Source organism: Rahnella sp. PCH160, assembly GCF_047784855.1.
Taxonomy (GTDB): Bacteria; Pseudomonadota; Gammaproteobacteria; order Enterobacterales; family Enterobacteriaceae; genus Rahnella.
Genome location: NZ_JBLOGT010000002.1, coordinates 179,397 through 201,738, shown reverse-complemented (window position 1 = coordinate 201,738; position 22,342 = coordinate 179,397). Strand labels below are relative to the sequence as shown.

At 46.8% G+C, this 22,342-nt stretch carries 18 protein-coding genes and 1 pseudogene; 2 read left to right on the top strand and 17 right to left on the bottom strand.

Annotation, left to right across the window (positions count from 1 at the left end):
* Positions 1 to 36: 36 nt before the first annotated feature.
* On the bottom strand, positions 37 to 1,611 hold the full coding sequence (locus tag ACM5QY_RS23650; RefSeq protein WP_416123107.1) for an alpha-L-rhamnosidase-related protein: 1,575 nt from the start codon (positions 1,609 to 1,611) through the stop codon (positions 37 to 39).
* Between the two features lie 216 nt (positions 1,612 to 1,827).
* On the opposite strand from ACM5QY_RS23650, the gene ACM5QY_RS23645 reads away from it, so the two are divergent.
* A complete protein-coding gene (locus tag ACM5QY_RS23645) occupies positions 1,828 to 2,652 on the top strand; it encodes a helix-turn-helix domain-containing protein (RefSeq protein WP_416123106.1) in 825 nt (274 codons plus the stop codon).
* A gap of 36 nt (positions 2,653 to 2,688) precedes the next feature.
* Here ACM5QY_RS23645 and ACM5QY_RS23640 read toward each other — a convergent pair whose 3' ends face one another.
* From ACM5QY_RS23640 to ACM5QY_RS23565, 16 genes are all read right to left on the bottom strand, one after another.
* Positions 2,689 to 3,006: an RcnB family protein gene (locus ACM5QY_RS23640; protein ID WP_416123105.1), complete on the bottom strand. Its 318-nt coding sequence runs from the start codon at positions 3,004 to 3,006 to the stop codon at positions 2,689 to 2,691.
* Between the two features lie 627 nt (positions 3,007 to 3,633).
* Positions 3,634 to 4,002: a hypothetical protein gene (locus tag ACM5QY_RS23635; RefSeq protein WP_416123104.1), complete on the bottom strand. Its 369-nt coding sequence runs from the start codon at positions 4,000 to 4,002 to the stop codon at positions 3,634 to 3,636.
* Positions 4,003 to 4,145: 143 nt separating this feature from the next.
* Positions 4,146 to 4,508 (bottom strand): hypothetical protein, encoded by a 363-nt coding sequence (locus ACM5QY_RS23630; RefSeq protein WP_416123103.1) that lies wholly within the window; start codon positions 4,506 to 4,508, stop codon positions 4,146 to 4,148.
* A gap of 277 nt (positions 4,509 to 4,785) precedes the next feature.
* The gene (locus ACM5QY_RS23625) at positions 4,786 to 5,022 is read right to left on the bottom strand and encodes a YgdI/YgdR family lipoprotein (protein WP_416123102.1); all 237 of its coding nucleotides are present in this window, start codon (positions 5,020 to 5,022) and stop codon (positions 4,786 to 4,788) included.
* 193 nt (positions 5,023 to 5,215) lie between these two features.
* The gene (locus ACM5QY_RS23620; RefSeq protein WP_416123101.1) at positions 5,216 to 5,863 is read right to left on the bottom strand and encodes a fimbria/pilus periplasmic chaperone; all 648 of its coding nucleotides are present in this window, start codon (positions 5,861 to 5,863) and stop codon (positions 5,216 to 5,218) included.
* A 55-nt stretch (positions 5,864 to 5,918) separates the two neighbouring features.
* Positions 5,919 to 7,244 (bottom strand): fimbrial usher protein StbD, encoded by a 1,326-nt coding sequence (gene stbD / locus ACM5QY_RS23615; RefSeq protein ID WP_416123100.1) that lies wholly within the window; start codon positions 7,242 to 7,244, stop codon positions 5,919 to 5,921.
* A 350-nt stretch (positions 7,245 to 7,594) separates the two neighbouring features.
* Entirely contained in the window at positions 7,595 to 8,926 is a 1,332-nt protein-coding gene (gene stbD / locus ACM5QY_RS23610; protein WP_416123413.1) for a fimbrial usher protein StbD, read from the bottom strand.
* Positions 8,927 to 8,938: 12 nt separating this feature from the next.
* Positions 8,939 to 11,500: a fimbrial outer membrane usher protein gene (locus ACM5QY_RS23605; protein ID WP_416123099.1), complete on the bottom strand. Its 2,562-nt coding sequence runs from the start codon at positions 11,498 to 11,500 to the stop codon at positions 8,939 to 8,941.
* Positions 11,484 to 12,146: a fimbria/pilus periplasmic chaperone gene (locus ACM5QY_RS23600; RefSeq protein WP_416123098.1), complete on the bottom strand. Its 663-nt coding sequence runs from the start codon at positions 12,144 to 12,146 to the stop codon at positions 11,484 to 11,486. Before ACM5QY_RS23600 ends, ACM5QY_RS23605 begins: the two co-directional genes overlap by 17 nt.
* Positions 12,147 to 12,339: 193 nt before the next feature.
* Positions 12,340 to 12,888 carry a fimbrial protein gene (locus ACM5QY_RS23595; RefSeq protein WP_463366401.1) on the bottom strand — a complete coding sequence of 183 codons (549 nt, stop codon included), beginning with the start codon at positions 12,886 to 12,888 and terminating at the stop codon, positions 12,340 to 12,342.
* 600 nt (positions 12,889 to 13,488) lie between these two features.
* The gene (locus ACM5QY_RS23590; RefSeq protein WP_416123096.1) at positions 13,489 to 15,030 is read right to left on the bottom strand and encodes an EAL domain-containing protein; all 1,542 of its coding nucleotides are present in this window, start codon (positions 15,028 to 15,030) and stop codon (positions 13,489 to 13,491) included.
* Between the two features lie 36 nt (positions 15,031 to 15,066).
* Positions 15,067 to 15,717: a hypothetical protein gene (locus ACM5QY_RS23585; RefSeq protein WP_416123095.1), complete on the bottom strand. Its 651-nt coding sequence runs from the start codon at positions 15,715 to 15,717 to the stop codon at positions 15,067 to 15,069.
* A gap of 319 nt (positions 15,718 to 16,036) precedes the next feature.
* Positions 16,037 to 16,717: a type 1 glutamine amidotransferase domain-containing protein gene (locus tag ACM5QY_RS23580; protein WP_416123094.1), complete on the bottom strand. Its 681-nt coding sequence runs from the start codon at positions 16,715 to 16,717 to the stop codon at positions 16,037 to 16,039.
* A 99-nt stretch (positions 16,718 to 16,816) separates the two neighbouring features.
* A complete protein-coding gene (locus ACM5QY_RS23575; protein WP_416123093.1) occupies positions 16,817 to 17,422 on the bottom strand; it encodes a TetR/AcrR family transcriptional regulator in 606 nt (201 codons plus the stop codon).
* Positions 17,423 to 17,573: 151 nt separating this feature from the next.
* On the bottom strand, positions 17,574 to 19,115 hold the full coding sequence (locus ACM5QY_RS23570) for a peptide MFS transporter (RefSeq protein WP_416123092.1): 1,542 nt from the start codon (positions 19,113 to 19,115) through the stop codon (positions 17,574 to 17,576).
* A 389-nt stretch (positions 19,116 to 19,504) separates the two neighbouring features.
* Positions 19,505 to 20,449 (bottom strand): aminoimidazole riboside kinase, encoded by a 945-nt coding sequence (locus tag ACM5QY_RS23565; protein WP_416123091.1) that lies wholly within the window; start codon positions 20,447 to 20,449, stop codon positions 19,505 to 19,507.
* A gap of 258 nt (positions 20,450 to 20,707) precedes the next feature.
* On the opposite strand from ACM5QY_RS23565, the pseudogene ACM5QY_RS23560 reads away from it, so the two are divergent.
* Positions 20,708 to 22,283, top strand: a pseudogene (locus tag ACM5QY_RS23560) (carbohydrate porin).
* The last annotated feature ends 59 nt before the right edge of the window (positions 22,284 to 22,342 follow it).

Here is a 22,342-nt window from a genome sequence, read left to right as displayed (position 1 = left end):
GGTTTCTCTTCAGGGTTATTGTTATTTTTGAGTCTGTTATAAGCCATACTTGCGGATGAAATAGGCAGGAGTACAACTCCAGGCATGGCAATAGCTGTTAATGAGTTTGCTGCCATACGGGGAAAATTCAGGGCGTTTCGGGTCATACAATTCCCAGAACGTGTCGGCTCCGGCCCGAACCATTCCGCCCCAGTATTTTTTAATTTCCTGCACAGCACATCCGGTGTTACCGACGCTGATCAGCGCATCAATAAAGTGGTGCATCATGTAAGGCGTGTTCATGCCAATTTCTGGTGGATCTGCCAGTAAGCGGCCGATCAGCCGTGATCGAAAATCGTTATCGCCGACTTCTGCCAGAACCAGCCATATCTGCGAAGCACAGGAAACCTGCTGTTCCGCACCGCTGACGAAAAACCCTTTATTTTCATCCCACAATTGTTCCATTACCGCGCTTTTGAGTTCATCGATTTTGGCGGTCAGCAATGTGACTTTTTCGCTGTCGATTTTGCGGGCCAGCTCCCTGGCTTTCATCAGGCAATAAATCAGTACGCCCTGCGACGGAGCCTGTTTATTCAGTGATTCGTGCCAGTCAATGAATGCCCACCAGTCAGCGCTGTCCTGCAATATTCCGTTTGGGCCAACGCGTTCCAGCGACAGCTCCACCTGCCGCCACGCGACCGCCCAGAGATCTTCCAGCGTTTGCTGATCATTTGTCGCGGCGATGTAATCGGCAAGCGTGGCGACAAAAAACAGCGCGTAATCAAATAAAAACGTATCGTCAGCGATGACGTCAGGTTTCATAAACAGATTCGAAGACACCATGCCGTCTTCGCGTGTCACACCCGCGAATAAATACAGGCAACGTTTCACCAGATCGTTTTGTTCAAACGTCTGGTAATTCACCAGCGCCTGTAAACGCAGATCACCCAGCCACAGACGACGGTCACGTTTGGGCCCGTCCTCGAACACTTCCTGCATACAGTTTCGCAACGTCAGGACGCTGACCTGGTCGATCTGGTCCAGCAAGGCATCCGGATGATGTCGTGGTTTGAGTGATGTGGTATCCGCAGATGTCACTGTGTTCAGATGAATGTCACTCAACTTCAGGTTAAATTTCGCTGACGCAGAGATAACTTTAATTTTCACGAAACGACAGCAGTAGCGACGCGGCAGGCGTACAAGCTCCGGCAGTACATCCAGATAGACGTCCGCCTGCTGCAACCAGCTGCTGCTCAGCCAGCCGTTATATTCGCTGAACGGTTCGGCCATTTCCGCCGGCGTCTCGCCGAAGATAAATTGCAGATGGGCTGGCGCGTCCGGCGGACTGCCTGCCGGTGCGCACCGCAGCCCAAAATATCCCACGCAGTGCGTACCGAAATCGATAATAAGTTCATCACCCGCAGCCAGTTCCCGCTGCATCAGGCTGGCAGGAAGGGCACACTTTTCTGTTTTCCAGCCTGAAACTTCAGATGCGTCGGCAACCACTTCCACCAACGCTGTCGGCTGCAAACGAGTTTGTTGCAACGCCGGTAACAAACTGGCGGCGACTGATAAAAAATGGTTGTTCCGGTGAAAAGTAAGGCTGCTGTTTTTCTGAATTCCCTGAGACATTCCCATTTCCTGTTCAATGATGTGTGGAGTCGAGTGTGCGCCAGGCTCAGAACGTCAGCTATTCTGTGATTGCCAGCTTTGTGCAGGAACTGGCAGCCAGAGTGGGGTATGAAAGGGGATGATCACAAATTCTGAAATCATATTCGCGGGTCAGTGGCGAATAAATTATGGTGACTTCCTGCCAGGATAAAAGAACAAAACGGGACATATCACCTGATGGATAAACTCAAAGTCGAAGCCTATTTTTCTTCTGCAGAAGAAAAACTGTCGGTTTACTCCAGCGACCCGGAAGATAACAACTGTGAGCATTGCCACGATTTTGACGAACTGGTGATCGTTGATAGCGGCCACGGATTGCACGTTATCAACGGCAAACCGGTTTTTATTCAGGAAGGCGACGTCTTTTTCGTCCGCGATAATGACTATCATTTTTATGATGAACTCGGCACGCTAAAACTGATCAATGTGCTGATCAACCCGCAGACTGAATTTAATTATCTGATGAATACCGAACGCCTGCTTTCTCTCTTTTCTGCCAGTGAAGGTAGCCGTTACGGCTGGTTATTGCCTGAGGTGAAAAACCATTGCCGGGATTTAGTCGGGCAGATGTTTACCCGTGCGGATGACTGCGACAGGAACGTGCGGGCGGTTCAGCAGGAAGGATTATTTTTCCAGCTAATAATGAGTCTGGTGAACCAGCGGGAAACCGGGGATCGCAACCATACTCAGTACAAACTTCATCGCATGCTGGGGTATTTGCAGGAGCATTGTTTTACAGAGATTAACTGGGTGGACGTCGCTGAAGAATTTTTGCTGACGCAGCGCACGCTGTTTCGCCGCATAAAAGAAACTACCGGGATGACACCGGAAAACTACCTGAAAAAACTGCGTCTGGTGTCGGCACGCGTGAAGATCAAAAACACGGAAACCTCTATTACGGATATCGCATTCATGTGTGGTTTTTCAAACAGTAATCACTTCACCACTTCCTACAAACAGGTGTTTGGCATTACACCGTCGCAGGAAAGAAAAAAGGCCTGAATCTCTTCAGGCCTTACAGACACGATCTTAAACGTCTTACTGGAAGTAAATATCGCCGTTTTCGGCTTTGGTGATCTTACCGTCAGTATCGGTGATCAGCGCGTAACTGCCACCGATGTACGTCCAGTGTGTGCCTGCATCCGGTGCCGGTAGGTGACGTTCCTGCCAGCCGATGATCTCATAAGGTTTGGTGCGGTACAGCGCCGGAACCTGGTCGCCAATCGAGTAAAGTTTGGAATCATCGTAGAACGATTTGATTTCATGAGAGCTTGACGCTGCGAACGCGGTATTGGCCAGAGGTAATAAGGAAGAAACAACCAGAGCCGATAACATAACAATTTTTGAATGACGCATAGATTATCCCGTTTAAAATCATCAACGTAATGCCTGTCCCGGTAATATGCCACCAATCCATTGTGTGAGCAGTAAAGCCGAAACCTGTGCTTTTTTGTAGAACAGAATAATAGCGAGAAAATCACAGGAGGACGGGACGATTTATTGTGTCTAAATGCAAATGAAACAGAGCGCTTTATGCGTTAGAGGATTTTGCTTCCATAAAAAGAAATAATCACAATAAGAATTATCCTATGTGTTATATTTATATAAGTTATTTTTTTACTTATGTCAGGTTTATCACATGCCGGATATCCGGATAATTTGCGAACAATGCGGTTCCGATCGCTTTAATGCCACAGCGACTACGCCGTTTGCCGACGTTGTGGATGCTATACAGTGTGCTGTCTGCGCGCATCCTGTGAGAGTGGATGACGTGGTCATTTTCAGGGACGGAACTTACATCAGCGGAACATTCGATACGTCAGCAGGAAGTCGGAACAGGTTTAATGGTTTTGATCTCTGAAAATCGGGAAGAGCGTCTACGTGGAGGAAGAGAAAAGTGCAGATGGGGGACATAAGAGAAGGTGGATTTATGGCAGATGCGTTACGGTAGATTGCATTTAACATAATCATGATTATGCGCACTTAGTTTTTTTCTCCTATAAGTGTTTTGTTGTTATTTGGGATGCAGTCATTAACGATTTCATCATCAATGACTTTTTCCTTACTGTCTTCAACTAATTTTTTAAATCGCCGTTTTGAAGCTATGCCCGTTAGGCTACAATCATCTGAATCGGCGAGAGAAACAGCTGCGCTGTAGGCAGAATAACATTCATTTACATCGTCAACGCGAAGCTTACATTGACTAAATGTCTTATACGTTAAATCGGGATGATTTATATAGTAGTTAATCTGTGGAGTATTTTTCAGGTGGGAGAAAATACTCGGAATGAAGACGATGAAAAATAGGATGACAATTGTAAAACTGATGATGACTAATTTTTTGAATTTCAAATATATTGCTCCATTTTTCTTAAAAATGACTTCATTTAATGGTTAATTATATCGATGCGTATTGTTACTCTCTCGAACGAGAGCCCAGGTGTGCTCTTCAGGAAGGTGTGAGACAAGCGGATGAGCGCTTTAATAAACGCAGCCTAATACAAAGATTTTTTGCATTGCGAAACCATTGCTGATAAGGCGGCGGTGACATCAGGTGCATGAGGTGCATAGAAGAAGTTCACACTTGTTTGCTTATTATTAAAAGCAGAAACGTCAATCCATGCTACATCCTCGTAATTTGCATCCTGTAAGTTGTATCTTTCTGACCCATCTGGATATGGATCGCCTCTCATCAATGATAAGTGTTGAATTAGCGCTGCAGAGTATAGGCAGTTTGTAACCTCATGCTGACGGCCATCAAAGTAAGCTGTTTTTAATTCGGGGTGCATTCCGACGCGTCCAAGATCAACGCATCCGGATGATGTTAGAATCATAAGAACCAGCAGCAGATTCTTCATAATGAATGACTCCTTTCGAGACGGTTTTTTAATAAAAATGGATTTTATCCGGAGCCCTTCAGCCGCTTTTTTCCACTTCGTTTTGCCATATCAGACGACGCTGATATCTTGGCAAATTGGTAGTGGTGAACTGATGTTACCACTTTAGCTGAAGGAACCGAGTATGAAGCCATCAGAGGGTATGTATTTCCAGTGAGCACATTCTGTGGGATGAACCGCTGGAACGTAAGGGAAAATGCCCGCCCGACGTGGTGTCGAGCAGGTGACCTGACCCCCTTTATTTCTCAACGATTTCTTTGACATCCTGCTGCTTAAGCTGATGCGTATTTCCATCTGTGTCTTTGTACGAGATTAGGCCGGTATCTTTATCCTTTACCGGCTTGCCGTGCGTGGCGATCATGTGTCCGTCATCCGTTGAAATAACGTAGTTACTTGAACAGGCGGATATGCACAGGACGGCCGATATGACCATGCTGCCCAAGGCGAATTGCTTTGCTGATGCTGATATTTTCATTATAAATTCCCTGGAGTTTCATTTCTAAAAACACTTCATGTTAACGAGGTGGTCTATCCTCCTACACATTCCTCAAACGCCGATGTAACAAGACGGCATAAATTTTGGTTATGTTTTATTTGTGTTAATTAGACTCAATAAGCCAGATTATTTTTTACAAAAAATCAACAACACCTCAAATTTAATTCCTCAATCATAAAATGTTTGATTTATTTGTCCAGCGCGTCCCATTATCGGTGATCACTTCAAAATCAATGTCATGAGACATTACTTTATCCTTAGGCACATCCACTGACTGGCTGGAAAACGGTTCCAGCATCAGATTTGGGAACGCCGTCTGCCCGGACTTCAGTGAGGATATTGTCAGATGCCACGGCGTGGGATTTTTCATCACCAGCGTTTTACCGGTCGCTGTCTGTTGCACAGTAAATTGTAATTTCTGCGCATCACTCTCTTTGAGTTCCCCTACCTTTTCAGGCCTGACGAACACTTTCATGCGGATCTTTAAGGGCAGAACCACCCTTTTCTCCCCTTTATGCTGCGTTTCTGTATTAGGCGGAATTTGGTAAATATTCAGCCAATACACGCTTTCTCTATCCTGAGGCAGGCTTCCTGCAGAAACCAGCAACAAACGAATATTCCGGATCTCGCCTGGTTTCATTTTGAAAACGGGCGGATTGATCACAATGGGCGTATGTACCTGATCAGGATTCACGGTCGGATCGCCATTATCTGTCCAGACCTGAACCACCACGGGTTCTTTCTCAGAATTGACTAATGAAAGTGATTCCGCGATGCTGCCTGAGCTGAACACCACGCGGGTTTTTTCCGCATTAACCACCGCACCGGCGTGAAACGTTGTGCTACAGAGCATAATCCCCGCCGCAACGGTGATTTTATTGAAAACTGACCACCACTTGTAACTGCGCATTGACCGTTCCCGCTGTAACTGTTTCGCCACTGATGGCCTCCAGAGATGCTGTAAAATTACCTGTGTACGTTGTGACACCGTCCGTTGAATCATCCTGACTGGTAGTTAAAGCTTTATAAGCGTACCAACCGCCAGTGTTACCAGTTGCTGTTGTTGTGCTCGATAACAGATTCAGTGCATTTCCGCTTTCATCATAAATGCGTATCCCTACGCCGGACGCGACACCGGAGTTGCCATAATTTGTATCGAGCAAGTGGGTCAGACCATTAGTTGAAGTCAGGCCCAGATTGGTTGCCGCTGTAATGGCTGTGGACTGATTAACCAGAAAACCCATTGCAACATTGGCAGTCGCGGTAGTGGATGACGAACTGACACTGGAAACAGCAGCATCTTCACATTCAAGGCTAACAGAAAAGGTATTTTGGCTGTATTCGTCATTATTAAGTGACGCCACAGTGATAGTGGGTAATGACACGACTGAGGGATAATCTTTGACTAAACATACGGCTCCGCGAACAAATCGGACATTGTTATACATGCCATAGGCTCCGGGCCAGTAGGTACCAACGCCCTCATAATAACTTAGTGAGTCTGCACCCTCTGTGACATTATTTGAAACTCCCGTTCCTTTGAAAGCGATATAACCGTTTGGCTGAGAATACCCTACTAAATCTGAGGTTCCGCTATAGACATAATAAGATGTAGAATCTATTTTGAACAATTCCATTGTTACGCCGCTGAACGCACTGGCAGGTACGTATATATAGGTACTATCTTGTATCCAGTCCTCCAATGTTAATTTTCTCGATTTCCAATATCTTGAGTAAAACTCACCTGTGGTCGTGTTGGTTAATCTGTAGGCGACATTCTTTGCTACACTATAATATGCCCCCTCCACCTCGTCGGCAGTAAATTGCCCCGTGTAAGCATTATCGCCATTTGTCGCATACATTTCATAAATAGAATCAGCATCGCTAAGGAGACAACGGTAAAGGATTTGATTCTGGGTGTAAGCGACCCTTGCCGAACCCTGAATAAAGCTTGCCGTTGAGCTTGCGAGTAATGTCCCAGAAGGCATAAAACTCGAACTTGTACTGATTTGTACAACAGAGGGAAGCCCCAAATTTCCATTGCATGTATCACATGAACCCTCCCAGCTTTTTGCTGTGTAGCCTTCTTCAATAAGGGCAGTTGTCAGATAAGCCGTCCCGGTAACCCGCTCACAGGTTGCCTCGGAAATACCGGGGAATAAATACCAGAGCACGGCCATTGAATAAAATATTTTTTTCATTATGTGTGGATCCTAATGAATATAAGGCCGATTTACAAAGCTGGCCTCTTATAATTTTACGGGTGACCCAGGGATATAGTAATTTAATTCCTAAATCATAAAATGTTTGATTTATTTGTCCAATGCGTCCCGTTGTCGTTGATTACGTCAAAATCAAACTAGTTGCAGTATAACCAGCTGAAATTAAATCACTGGTTAAAGATGAAGTACTTGTCACTTTTGTGCAGGTTGCATGAGATAATAATGGGAAAGTGAACAAGGAGGCTCCCACTATTATTTTTATAATTTTGAACAATATTTTCATCCTTAAATATAATATGCGTTATTATTTAATTTTTAATCAGGCCATCTTATTGAAAACTGACCACCACTTGTAACTGCGCATTGACCGTTCCCGCTGTAACTGTTTCGCCACTGATGGCCTCCAGAGATGCTGTAAAATTACCGGTGTACGTTGTGACACCGTCCGTTGAATCATCCTGACTGATGGTCAGATCTTTATAGGCATACCAGCCGCCCGCATTTCCGGTCGTCGCCGTTTTACTTGAAAGCAGGTTTAATGCATTACCACTTTCATCATAGATACGAATTCCTACGCCTGACGCGACACCTGAACTGCCGTAATTGGTGTCCAGTAAATGCGTTAAACCACTGGTTGAGGTTAGACCCAGAGTTGTCGCGGCGGTGACCGCTGTTGACTGATTAACTAAGAAACCCATCGCGACATTTGCTGATGAACTTGTTGATTGACTTACGCTGGATACAGCAGCGTCTTCACAACTTAAACTAATATCAAAAGTGCTTTGGCTCGTTTCTCCATTATTAAGAGAATCGGTGGAAATCTTCGGCAATAGAACAACAGATGGATAATCTTTAATTAAGCAGGTGGAGCCACGGACAAAAACAACACCGGAGATATCCCAGGCTGAAGGCCAATTCGCAAAATATCCTAGATAAATACTCCGTGAATCATCACCAGCATTCAAATTTGCGGTATTTAGTCCCGGACCTTTAAACGCCGTTCTCCCAATAGTAACTCCAACGTTATATACATAACGTGTTGCAGAATTAGGAGAATAACTACTTGCCGTGTCTATTTTGAATAGTTCCCAGACAACGTCGCTAAATGCGCTAGCGGGTATATAAATATAGCTACTATCTTGCACCCAGGAATCGGAAGTTAGCTTTCTAGACTTCCAATAACGGCTATAGTATTCCCCAGTTAACGTATTTGTTAACCTGAAAGCGACGTTTTTAACATAAGAATAATATCCATCTTCAATTTCATCGGTAATCTGGTATCCAAGGTAATCATAACCATACCCACGTAGTGAATACATTTCATATAAAGAATCTGCATCTGCTAATGCACAGCGGTATAAAATCTGATTTGCTTCATAGCCTGCAGACCTCCCCGATTCAAGTGTTGTTGCTGTAGAGGTTGCCAAGAGTGTACCAGATGGCATTATGCTACTCGACGAACTGATAGACACAACATGATTGATGTTAGAGCTCCCCCCACAGCTATTGCAAGCGCCAGTCCAGGATCCAGCAGTATATCCGTCAGCAATGAGTTCACTAGATAGTGAAGATGTACTTGTCACCTTTGTACAGTTGGCATGGGATGCAATAGGTACGGTCAGCATCAGAAAAATCAAAGGAATTTTTATTTCAAACATTATTTTCATCCACCACTAAATTTCACATGACAACGTTAACTGTACAAATTCATTATAATCTTCTGCAGGTAACTGATAATTAATTTTGCATTGTTCCGCATCGCCTTTACCCCATGAAATAAATAACACACCGGAGCGATCATTAATGCGTGCGTAGATCTGCCCCGCCTGCCCGACCATGCCCAAACTTTTACCGTCTTTGTCGGTAACGTCAGCGCCCATCGGGATCATTTGTTTATCGTGGAGCGTGGTATTAATTAACACCTGTTGTCCGGATATTGTTTCAAAATTAACCTGGACGATCGCACCTGAATAAGGCACAACCTGCTGACTGCCGCCCTGAATATCCACTTTTGAGTTTAATCCCTTTGGATCCAGGCTCACGGTGTCATAACGATACGGAGATAACGACGGCATAATGGCGTAACCAAAACTATCGATTTTCGCGCCCTGCCCGTTCTTGATTTCTGCCCCTTTGGCTCCCTTAGCTTTTACCAGTGCAAAAGTATCGCTGACATACGGCCCGTAGGTCACGCCTCCCGGATGGACAAGTAAGGTCCCCGACGTTCCCATCCCAAACTGTTTATAACCGCTGCCCTGTGAATAAGACCCACGGAATGCTCCTTTGGAGGTGTTTTGTTGCAATGAACCGCCCCAGGTCATTTCATTCCCCGTGCTCTGATAGTTTTCTACGCCGCTGTATAATGAATAGGATAAGTTACTCTTTTCACCCACAGAGCCGGAAAGGCTGGTCGTGGCTGATTCTGACGTTTTGTTTTTCGCCAAATTGAACGAAACGTTTGACCGCGAATCTGTCCAGTCGAGCGGCATGGAGAAACCGACGGAAATAGTGTTCTCCGTATACTTCTTATTATTGTCGCTGTCATCGGTATTACTGTAATAGTTGCTTCGGTTGCTGTAGCTGGTTCGTTGTCTGCCAACGTTGATGTTGTAGCTGATCTTTTTATAACTATTGCTATAACCCAGCTGCATCTGAGTAATGCGTGAACTATTGCTGTAATAGTCTGAGGTACTGGCATTCAGAGAAAGTGAACCGAACGTATCGAAGCCCTGGGCAATGGTCATGCTGAACTGATTCTTCTGATTCAGCGTATCCGAATAATAGGTACTGGTATTTTCAGCCGCCCGTCTCACGCCCAGAACATCCTGCAGATCGCGGAAACCTTTGGTGGAATAACGATAGGCAGCCAGTGTCAGATTAGTGCCGGTCGTAAAGGTTTTGCTGTAACTGGCCTCGGCGCGCCAACCCGACTGACGTTGGTTGTTTTCTGCGAGCGCATGTGAATAGGTGGTATTGACACCAATGGCCCCAAATTGCGTGGCCATTACGCCGCCTAGCAAATACGCCTCATAGTCTTTCGCCAGACGCACACCGGCATTGCCGGTAAACCGGTTACTGATCCCGCGCTGCAGTACACCTTCCACAAATTCGTTATCGACGCTGTAATATTTGCGCACCTTGCCAAGTGCGAGCTCATAGTTCCACAAGCCAGGGCGAACAGAATCCGGCACTGCGGAATAGGGAACGGTAAAGGATGACGTTTGCCCGTTAGCTTCAATGATCGTGACCTGAAGATCGCCCTGACCTTTGGTGTTGGACAAATCGTCGATAACAAACGGGCCTGGTGAAACCACGGTTTCGTAAATCGTCTTACCGAGCTGGCTGACCACAACACGCGCAGTGGTACTGGCAACACCACGCACTTCCGGCGCATAACCACGTTTACCCTGAGGCATCATTCTGGTATCGCTGGCGAGTTTTACACCATTGAACGACAGGCTGCCAAACAGGCTGCTGTTGGTATAGCTGTCACCGAAGGTGACCAAAGAATTAATCGACGCCAAAGGTCGCTGTGCATTCGTCCGTACGCTGGTCCATTTATGGCTGGTCCGCCCATTATTATCGGTATAGCGATAATTTGACTGATTTCTTAATTGCCAAAGGCCAATGTTGGTTCCGCTGTTAAGCCCGCTCCACAGGTTTTTAGTTTTATAGCCACCGGTGTTACGGGTTTCATAATAGTTAGTGTTGTGCTTAATAAATAAGCCCAGGCCGCCGCTATCCCACTGGGACACCGGAATATAACCCCGTGGCTGGCGATAGAGTAAACTTTGCGGGATCAGCAGTTTTAGTTTTTGCGTAGACTGTTCCAGCTCCCATGAAGATGCTTTTGAGAGATCGGAAAACCAGACACATTTATCATCAACAGGAATTAACGTCACCGTATCAGGTTTCAGCTGAATCAGTTTTATGTCTCCGGCTTTCAGGCAAGGCTGAACCGTGACATTATCCCCTTCAGATTTGCGGCTAAACGTGATTTCTGTATTTTCTTTAACCAGTTTGTTATTGACATAGAGGTCTACCCGATAGGTTCCGGCATCCGCGCTGACAACTTTTTCGTTAAGTTTCTCCAGATTCACCGATACGCCAGATCCCTGCAGTAAGCCGGGATCAAAATAATAATCCTCTGCGACAGCAAACGGACTGTAATTGGCGATAATGCAGACAGTTAATAACGAAAGTGTCTGTGCTTTTTTATTAGTGATTGATTTCATACTCGTGGCTCATCCTTGCACCCTGATCATTGAGATAATCAACAATAACTGTCGCATTTTTCAGATCTTGGATCTTTTTGAATACAACGCTTCCCTTTGAGAAAGGAGCGATCATATCGGCTTTCTGTTTATAGACCTGATTCCCCTGTTTAATTTTTACATTAATCAGAGAGGCATAAAATGGAGAATTGTTTTCGATATTAATGGTCGTGCTGCCATTCGCCTTAGAAGGGGTAACGTTAATTTTCTCAAATAAATTTTTACTGCCGGAGGCGATAGCTGCAGGTCTGTAAAAAACCTTTACGCGGTTTTTTAGCATGATGAGCATTTTATTCTTTTTTTGATCGCCTTCGTCACCCGCATTGACTGGCGGTATTTGTAAGAAATTAAAGTAAAAAATAGATTCCCGATCCTGGGGTAGATGACGTGTGCCATTAAATGCGATGCGGAGAACCTGCCCGCCGTTAGCCAAAATCCGAAAAAGAGCAGGAGAAGAAATAAATGGCGCTTTACCTGTCGCGGGTGTTGACTCGGTATCGCCATCATCCAGCCAGGTTTGCACCGCATAAGGGATCATATCCTTATTACGGAATTCAACATTTACAGAGGTGTTTTCTGACGGGTAAATAATTCTGTTGCCAATCATCGTGACACTGGAAAATGCCATCGCGGGAAACAAACATGATATCAACAAAATAATCAGACCCGATATCTTGGTAATTAAAGTAAATTTATTAAACATTTAAATAGTAGACTTATAAGTTTGTGAGATATCTGTGGACGCCCGCCCCGATGAAAACAAGATGGCAGTTAACTGCCATCTTCCGATACTTTAAGTATTACTGATAAGAAATTGCATATTGCATTGAAGCCGCAACGGTACCGGCTGCCGCAACATCAGTGGCATAATATTGTGCGGTATATGTCGCGGTCGAAGCAGTGTCACCAGCAGCCAAAGTCAGATCGCCTTCGGCCGTGTAGGTTGAACTCAAATTGATCGCAGTACCTGCTGTATCCAAAATTTGAACCGTTACGTTTTCAGCTGTCCCGGTATTACCCAAAGTGCCATTTACCGTTTCAACCAGATTACCGGAAAATACAGTACTGATTGCTGTTTCAGCAGCATCATCTCCGCTGGTGCCAGTGCAACCGCTGACACCCATTTCAAATGTCGTGGCTCCTGCAAAACTCCCTGAAGTGGCCAAATCAGAAGTAGAGACTGTGGGTAATAAGATAATTGGCGAGGTTTCATTACCATTGACGGTTAATGAACAAGTCTCATCCGTTACTTCACCCTGGAACGAAATGGTATTATCAGACACAGCAGATGCCATCATTGAATAACCTGCTACCAGCAAACCACAAGCCACTAAGATTTTCTTATTCATGCGTTTTTTCTCCATTAGATTAATTTCCTTCTCACTGATTAAAACGAGTCACCAGACTGGCTTCGTCAGAGTTAGTAATATTAAATAAGTGTCATAAATTGGCAAACAACACCGAGAAATAGAGATAAAACAGGGTTTTATTCTGCACTTGGATGTGGCGGGTTGTTGATTTCACTATGTTCAATTCAGGTGAAGCAGATATTTAGTGAAATATTTTGCAATTTTTATACATAATAAATTATAACTTTAGTTACACGAGGTTTCTGGCTAGGATTATTCTTACTTTAATTAAATGCATGATGGTTTAGTCGATTGTGGCATGCGGTGTAGTGTTTGTAAAAAATGTTATTCATTGGTTTTTTCTTAGAAACTAATTATAAAATATTACTTTATATTTTTTAATTTACTGTCTGACGCAGACAGTAATCCGGCCTGATAAGTGATGTGTTGGAAAAATTCTCTCGTGAAGGAACGTTACCGGGCAGGCGTAATCATCAGGCGTGATGGTGGTAGCGTAATTTTTGACGTAACTATAAGGAGGGAATAACAAACTGACTGGGGCTGAAAGAAAGGTGTGCAGGGGCATTTACCCCTGCACTTTTAATGCTGGATAATGATTTTTTTACTCTCCATGGGCTTTCCGTATAACCAGCCCTGACCAATTATTGTCGAACACGAATTCAGCAAAAAGTCAGCCTGATGCTGTTGTTCTATTCCTTCAACGATAACCGCTGCACGGGTTTGATCCAGCATCTCTAACATCATTTTTAACATGCTAAAACTGACAGATTGCGTGCCAATAGAATCAGTGAATATTTTATCAACTTTAATAAAGTCGAAGGATAACTTGCTCAGATAATCAAGATTAGAATAGCCGGTTCCGAAATCATCTAATGCGACCCTGTATCCGTACTCCCTTAACCGGACAAGCGAATTTTTGAGCATCTCGTGATCTGCCGTAGAACGTTCGGTGATTTCCAGAACGACCTGCTCCCGGCCAATGCCCCCTTTATCGACTTCTTCTTCGAGAAGAATTTTGAATTCGGGATCAATCACATCTGATGTCGTGACGTTGATACTCACGAACAAAGATTTATTTCCTCTCAGTACCGGTGCCATTTCCCTCAGGGTTCTGGCAACAACAGACCGTGTCAGGTTCTTGATCTGGTGAGTTGATTCAGCAAGTTTGATGAAAACATCAGGCGAAATGAAATCACCATTATTTTGTTTCCAGCGGGCCAATGCTTCGTAACCCACCACCTTGCCCGTTGATATGTCGACGAAAGGCTGAAAATTGACCTTTATATCATCACGTCTGATGGCAATTTTAAGCTTGTTCTGTAATGACCGGTTGTTGCTTATAAATTGCGCAACCGAAAAAGAGAATACGCCACCGGCGATGAGACTCATGAGGATAACGAATGAAATGGCAGTCTCAGACAGAGATAAGATCCCTATTTTTGTATTCCTTGCCATCACGCAAATATCATACTTATTGCTGCACTCTGAAAACCTGGCCTGATGCAACCATTTGATATCAGTAACGTTAGTCACATCTTTCACCAACCCATCCGTTTCGCCAAAGACCCTGAATATATGATCCCGCCGGTGGTTTGAAAGTACCGCACCAAATCCGTCATAGGGCACATAAATATCGCGAAATGCAGCGGGTGTGGGAAAGATTAAGACGTTTTCTGATTCCATCATGTCAGCGCTAATACGGGGATCAACAATTCCACTAAATAACGTCCAGATGCGCTGCCCGTAACGTGTAACAGAATCCGGCGCGGACATGGCTACCGGCTCAGGAAGACGACCGCGCATTGCCGTACATTTCAGAGCATGTTCCTGGGTGTAACCGATGTCAGAGACAAACACAGACGTAAACGCAAGGTAACGGATTTCATCCAGAAATCCGTTACTGCAGGATTCGGGCTTTATATTGTTGACTTTACTGACGATATTTTGCGATTCATCAGCAACTTCCACCCCCCTCGCCAGGATATGGCGCGCATAGGAAGTCAGATCGTCGCGGTCATAGGCTGACACGACCAGATGTACGCTGATTAACAGAATGGCAGCCACCATAATTGTACTGATCCAGAAAAATAAAAGTGGGCTGAAAGGTTTGACTGTCTTCATGTTATACCTGAATGAACGCTACTGAAGATCGCGCTGTTAGAGTGAGACCGGAGGGTAGTCGCCGAACTTACTGCCTGCCAGCACCATTAACTGGCTGAATGCGACATTGTTACTCACTTTCAGTTTGTCCATGATGTCGTGTTTGATACGGCTAATTCTTTGATAACTCCTTGCCGTTTCTTTGGCAATATGTGCGATGCTCATCTGCTGGCTAAACATGATTAAAACTTGCCATTCAAAGTCACTCAACATCATAAAGTTATAATTTGCTTTTCTGTCCTCGTAAAATAATACGCTGACCATACTTTCGGCATTCAGTATTTGTGATGCCGATGCGCGGCAACCTTCCAGACCTATTTGTTTCATATAGATTGCGTCCGCATTGCTCTGAATAAGCAACGCAGGGATCTCAATTTCAGTGTGGATGATAATGTCAATGTCGCTGAACTGAGCTTTAAGCTTCCTTAAAAAATCCAGACCTTCTATGATCGATGTTCTGGCGTCATAGACTTCGCTGAAAACCACATCTACTTTTCTTAATTCCAGTACGGATCTCAGTGACGTGAAATTAGAAATTACGCCTTCAATAATAATGTCCCCTTCCTCTCTTAAAATCTGCGACATAACATCGCTGACCATCGACAGGGGTTCCATGATTGCTACTTTTTCTCTTCTCTTCCAGGCCATTTGTATTCCTTACATTGATAATATCCTCGTTTTATTTTATCAACTGAAATTCATGTTTTTGATGTGGGAGTTAATTTTAAGATTAGGTTAATGATGGCTAAAAAACCACTGTAAGCGATGGAATAATTCAGATAATGTTAATTTTTTGATGATTTTTAGAATGAATAACTGCCAGATTATTTGCCAGACAACATCGCTACATCGTCTTATCAAATTTATAACTAGGAATTATCTCATTTAAACTTAATGAGGGATGACCGGAGTGCGGGTCAGGAAAACAGGTGACAGGAGCGCCCTGTCACCTTCACATCATTTTCGGTTATGCCGTCAGTTGTTTAATCAGCGCTTCAGCCGTCGCTGCCGAAGACGTCGGGTTTTGCCCGGTGATCAGCAGGCCGTCAGTGACGACATATGAACTCCAGTCGGCGCCTTTGGAATAGAGACCGCCCTTCGCAATGAGCTCATCTTCCACCAGGAAAGGCACCACGTCGGTCAGGCCTACCACTTCTTCTTCCGTATTGGTAAAGCCAGTGACTTTTTTGCCTTCAACCAGCGGGTTCCCTTCCGGTGTTTTTACGTGACGCAGCACGCCGGGCGCATGGCAGACCAGCGCAACCTGTTTGCTGGCTGCCAGAAATGCCTCGATCAGTGCGATGGAGTTTATATCTTCTGCCAGATCCCACAGCGGACCGTGGCCGCCCGGATAAAAAACGGCGTCGTAATCTGCTGGTGAAACGCTGTCGAGGCGAACCGTTGAGGCCAGTTGTGCCATTGCTTCTGCATCCGCTTCGAAACGATGAGTCTGCTCGGTCTGGAAATCAGGCTCGTTGCTTTTTGGGTCTAACGGCGGATTGCCGCCTTTCGGTGATGTCAGCGTGATTTCAGCACCGGCATCCTTGAACGCGTAGTAAGGCGCAGCCAGCTCTTCAAGCCAGAAACCTGTTGTACGTCCGGTATCGCCCAGCTTGTCGTGTGAGGTTAAAACCATCAGAATTTTCATCGTAAATCTCCGGTATGTTGAGTAATAACGACCGAGTAGACCAGTCGTCTAGTTATTGTGTAAATAAAAAAACGCCTAACCGTTTGTGGTATACCCCCATCAGGGGGCGGTATGAATAATATGCTGCGTCATGCTCATGGCCGAATCAAACGGGCCGGTATGACGGACAATCTTGACCATAATGCTGGCACCGACCCAGAGCTGATAAACGCTCTCGGCCACGCGAGCGGGTTCATCGTCAACGGTCAGCGACCCTTCTGCGACGCCTGTTTCTAATGCCTGCGTCAGGCGCGATATTATCCCCGACGTCCCTGCCTGCAAGGTTAAACGCATGCTGTCGGAAAGATCGGCGACTTCTGCGCCAAGTTTTACGGCGAGGCATTTCCCCTGGCAGTCGAAGAATGACTGCGATTCCTGCCATTGCTGCCAGTAATTCATCAGGCGCTGCGACATATTCAGGCCCGGCTGGCTCAGTGTGCTGTCGATCTGAGCCAGATAATCCTCAAAATAGCGCTCAAGCATCGCCACGCCAAAAGCTTCTTTCGACCCAAAATAGTGGTAGAAAGATCCTTTAGGCACACCCGCGTCCTTGAGGATTTCATTCAGTCCGACAGCCGAAAACCCCTTACCGGCCATAATGCGCTGGCCAGTCTCGAGAATGTGTTCGCGGACATCATTGTTATGGTGCTGAGTTGTCGTCGTCATGGCGGTAAGTTATCAGGGATTAGACCAGTCGTCTAGAGGTTGATTTAAAGAATTTCACTTTCGATGTAAAAAAAGAGGCCGATCGTCAGATCCGCCTCTTTCATCTTTACCCTGTTGTTCCGCTATTTGTTGAGAATCGCGTTATGCCTTATCACGCATTGGTGGCGGGTTTCGCCTGTGAATTTTCCAGCATTTTGCGTACCGGAATGATCAGGACGAACAGCACCGCCGCGCAGATCAGCAGCGAAATAGAACAACGCGCGAACAGATCAGGCAGCACATCCAGCTGATCGGCTTTCACGTGGCCACCAATCAGGCCCGCCGCCAGGTTACCCAGCGCACTGGCGCAGAACCACAGCCCCATCATCTGGCCGCGCATTCTTTCCGGTGCCAGCAACGTCATGGTCGCCAGCCCAATCGGGCTCAGGCACAGCTCGCCGAGCGTCAGCATCAGAATACTGCCGACCAGCCACAGCGGCGATACCCCTGCTCCGCCGTTGCTCAACACATTCTGTGCCGCCATCATCATGATCCCAAAACCTGCCGCGGCGCATAAAATGCCGATGATGAATTTAGTGATGCTGCTCGGACGCACATTATTCTGTGCCAGTTTCGGCCATGCCCAGCTAAATACCGGTGCGAGCAAAATGATAAACAGCGCATTGACGGACTGGAACCATACGGCAGGGATTTCAAAATCGCCGATCATACGGTTGGTATAGTCGTTCGCAAACAGGTTGAACGACGTGGGTTTTTGCTCAAACGCAGACCAGAAGAAGGCCGCTGAAACCAGCAGAATGAAGCACACCAGCAGTCTGGCGCGTTCTTTGCGATTCAGACCGGCGAACACGAAAAGATAAATGAAATAGAGCACGACCGAGGCCGCAATGACGTACACCAGCATGCTGGCAAGTGCCACAGGATTAATGACGATAATGCCCTGTGCGATCAGCGTTACGACAACCGCCACACCGGCCGCCAGCACCAGCAACCCGCCGCCAACGCCTTTCTTCTTCGCCACCGGGCTGTTCCAGGTGGAATCCAGACCCACTTCGCTGTCATAACGCTTCATGGCCGGAACGGCATAGAGGCGGAAGATAATCAGCGCCACCAGCATCCCGATACCCCCGATACCGAAACCCCAGTGCCAGCCGTGGCTTTTAATCAGCCAGCCGGAAATCAGCGGCGCGATAAATGAGCCCATGTTAATGCCCATATAAAACAGTGAGAAACCGCCGTCGCGGCGCGTATCCCCTTTCTTATACAGCGTCCCCACCATGACGGAGATGCACGTCTTAAACAGGCCGGAACCCAGAACGATAAACATCAGGCCGATAAAGAACAAGTTGTTGCCGAACCACGCAGATAAGGCAATCGCCAGGTGGCCGAGTGCGATCAGAATCGAACCGTACCAGACCGCTTTTTGCTGTCCAAGCCAGTTATCTGCCAGCCAGCCGCCCGGTAACGCGGCGAGATACATACAGCCTGCAAAGATACCGACGATAGCCGAAGCATTTTCACGCGCCATGCCCATGCCGCCATCGTAAACGGTCGCAGCCATGAACAGGATCAGTAAGGGACGGATCCCGTAAAATGAAAAACGCTCCCACATTTCTGTGAAGAACAGTGAGCCCAGCGGGTACGGATGGCCGAAGAAGGTTCGGCTCTCGTTTTTGTTAACAGAGGATTGCATAAATTCTCCAGAGAAAGTCTTAAGTCGTGCTTGTGAATACCGAAATGTCCGGCGGCCTCTGGACGGCCGCTCTTCAACATTCAGCTATTATTATCGGGTCACTGGAGTCTAGTTATGTCTAGCGCCAACCGGGGGACTTTAAGATGAAAAGTCGACAGTTGTCTACTTTTACAGATTTAAAGTCGGCTTTGAGAATGGGGGTATTGGCGGAAATTTGGCGAGGAAATCTGACGTATTAAGAAAATAACCCTATGATTTATAGAATAATCCTATTGCGATGGCTGCCTGGAATTTTAAGGAAAATATAGAAAAGACGCCGTCACCGCGCGTCTCTTCTGAAGGACAAGTTTGCGTGATTTGAACTAGAAATCGAGGCGATCGATTGCCTTTCAGGAACAGGCCACCCTGTAAAACTCTTCTAATTTTGCGCGATCCGGCAATGCCGTCATGGCCCCTCTGGCCGTCGTTGCCAGCGCACCGCAAGCCAGTGCCTGACGGATCGTTTGATTCCAGGCGTTTTCTGAACTCAGCGGCCAGTGCTGCGCCAGCCCGGCCAGCAATCCGGCGACAAACGCATCGCCCGCGCCGGTCGTATCCAGTGCTTTCACTTCCGGAGCCGGATATTGCATCAACGACGCATCTTTTTTCCGGTAAACCGACACACCCTTTTTGCCCTGCGTGACCAGCAAAAGTTCAGGATCATGACGGTCGCAAAGACGCAAAATCCCCTCGGACAGCAATACTTCGCCGGTCAGGTATTCCAGCTCATCTTCCGACACTTTGATGATATCGGCCAGAGACAGCGCCTGATTCAGGCAGTCACGCAGTTGATTTTCATCCGGCCATAAATCGTGGCGGATATTCGGATCAAAACACACCACGCCACCTGCGGCTTTCATCTGCGCCATGGCCAGAACGGCAGAAGACCGGCTGGGCTCTGCGGATAACGCAATGGAGCACAGATGCAGAAATTGCCCGGCTTTGAAGGCCGGAATATCGGTGGATTGCAGGAATAAATCTGCGCCCGGACGCACCATAAATGTAAAGGAGCGTTCCCCGTCGGCGTCGTTTTCGACCACCACCGTTGACGTACGATGGCTGGCATCGGGAAGCATATGTTCCGTGTCTACGCCTTCATCGCTCAGCGTTTTCATCAGGAACCTCCCAAACGGATCATCCCCTACCCGCCCGATAAACGCACTTTCGCCGCCGAGACGGCTGATCCCCACGGCAACGTTCGCCGGTGCGCCTCCGGGGCATTTCAATAAACGGCCATCATCTTCCGGGATCAGATCGACAACAGCATCACCCAACACCCAAATTCGGTTTTTCATTTTCATTCCCTGTATTCAATTCCTGTCTGGCCACATGGTCATGTAAAATAGAAGAACCGGTTTAGCTAATCAAGCACAAATGAATTGTCAGAGTTTAGTCATATTTTGCAAACAGGATCACAAATACAAGACATGGCGGTAAAACATCATTGATTAAACCCGGTGTGGATGATTATTGTGCTCAGGAAAACCAGTTTAGCAATTTAGCAAAAATGGTTTTCCCCATAATAATTACACTTACCTTGAGGGATAAAAATGATGATGAAACCTCGCTATCTTGCTGTTGCTATTGGATTAATTCTTTCGAGCGCCGCCCAGGGAGCGGACACCTCGGCCAGTGCCATCGAGGCCCGGCTGAATGCTCTGGAGAAAAGACTGCAACTCGCTGAGAACCGCGCCGCCAAAGCGGAAGCCCGCGCCACGGAAGCAGAAACACAGGTGAAAACGCTGGAAACACGAACCGCCAGCAATGAACAGCAAACGCGTCTGGTCGCCAGGAATGCCGAAATTAATCAGAAAAAAACGGCTGAAGTGGCGGAGCGGACGGAATCGTTAGCCAGCATTAATAATAAAACCAGCAGTGCGCCTCAGGGGTTCAAATTTTCAGGTTATGCGCGTTCCGGCGTGATCATGAATGATTCCGGCACATCGACAGAAAGCGGGCCTTACGTCACGCCAGCCGGGCAAACCGGTGGCGCGGTCGGACGTCTGGGTAACGAAAACAACACTTACGTCGAATTAAATCTGGAACATAACCAGACCATGGCCAGCGGCGCGACCTCACGCTACAAAGTGATGCTGGCGGACGGACAACGCAGCTACAACGACTGGACCGGCGCAACCAGCGATCTGAATATTCGTCAGGCGTTTGTGGAATTAGGTTCTTTGCCGACGTTCACCGGGCCGTGGAAAGATTCGACACTGTGGGCCGGTAAACGATTTGACCGCGATAATTTCGACATTCACTTCCTCGACTCCGACATTATCTTCCTTGCGGGAACCGGTGGCGGGATCTACGACGTCAAATGGGGAGACAACCTGAAAAGTAACTTCTCACTTTACGGGCGCAACTTTGACGATCTCGAAAATGAGAATAATGACGACACGCGGATTGAAAACTACATTGTTACGGCCAACAACTATGCCGGGCCTTTCCAGTGGATGCTCAGTGGCCTGCGTGCTAAAAACAATCAGGATCGCGAAAACACGGGTTCTCAGGGCATCACGAATGCTGCGGATACCGGCTTCCATACCATGCTGGCCTACCACGGGACAGCTTCTATGGCCTGCGTGACGGGACATCCACCACTGCGCTGCTCTATGGTCACGGTCTGGGGCAGAAGTTAAGGCGCTGGGTTCGGACGGTCATCTGACGGATGAGGCCAATACGCTGCGTCTGGCGACTTACGGGATTACCCCGTTAAGCAAAAACTGGAGTATCGCGCCTGCCGTTCTGGCACAGCAGAGCAAAGACCGCTATATCTCCGGCGACGATTACAAATGGGTGACGTTCAACACCCGCCTGATTCAGAAGATCACTGAAAACTTCGAGCTGGCTTATGAAGGCAGTTATCAGTACATGGATCTCGATCCACAGGGTTACAACGATTACAACAAAGTGAAAGGCGGATTCTACAAACTGACCTTTGCGCCAACCTTCAAAGTGGGCGATATCAGCGACATGCTGAGCCGCCCGGAAATTCGCTTCTTCGCCAGTTATATGGACTGGAGCAAAGATCTCGACCGTTATTCTTCCAGCGATTCGTTCGGTACGGATGGATTTACGGCAGGCGGACAGTGGAACTTCGGTATCCAGATGGAAACCTGGTTCTAAAAAACAGGGTATGACCCAATATGACGCGTCCGGGTGAACCGGGCGCTGTCGATAATAAA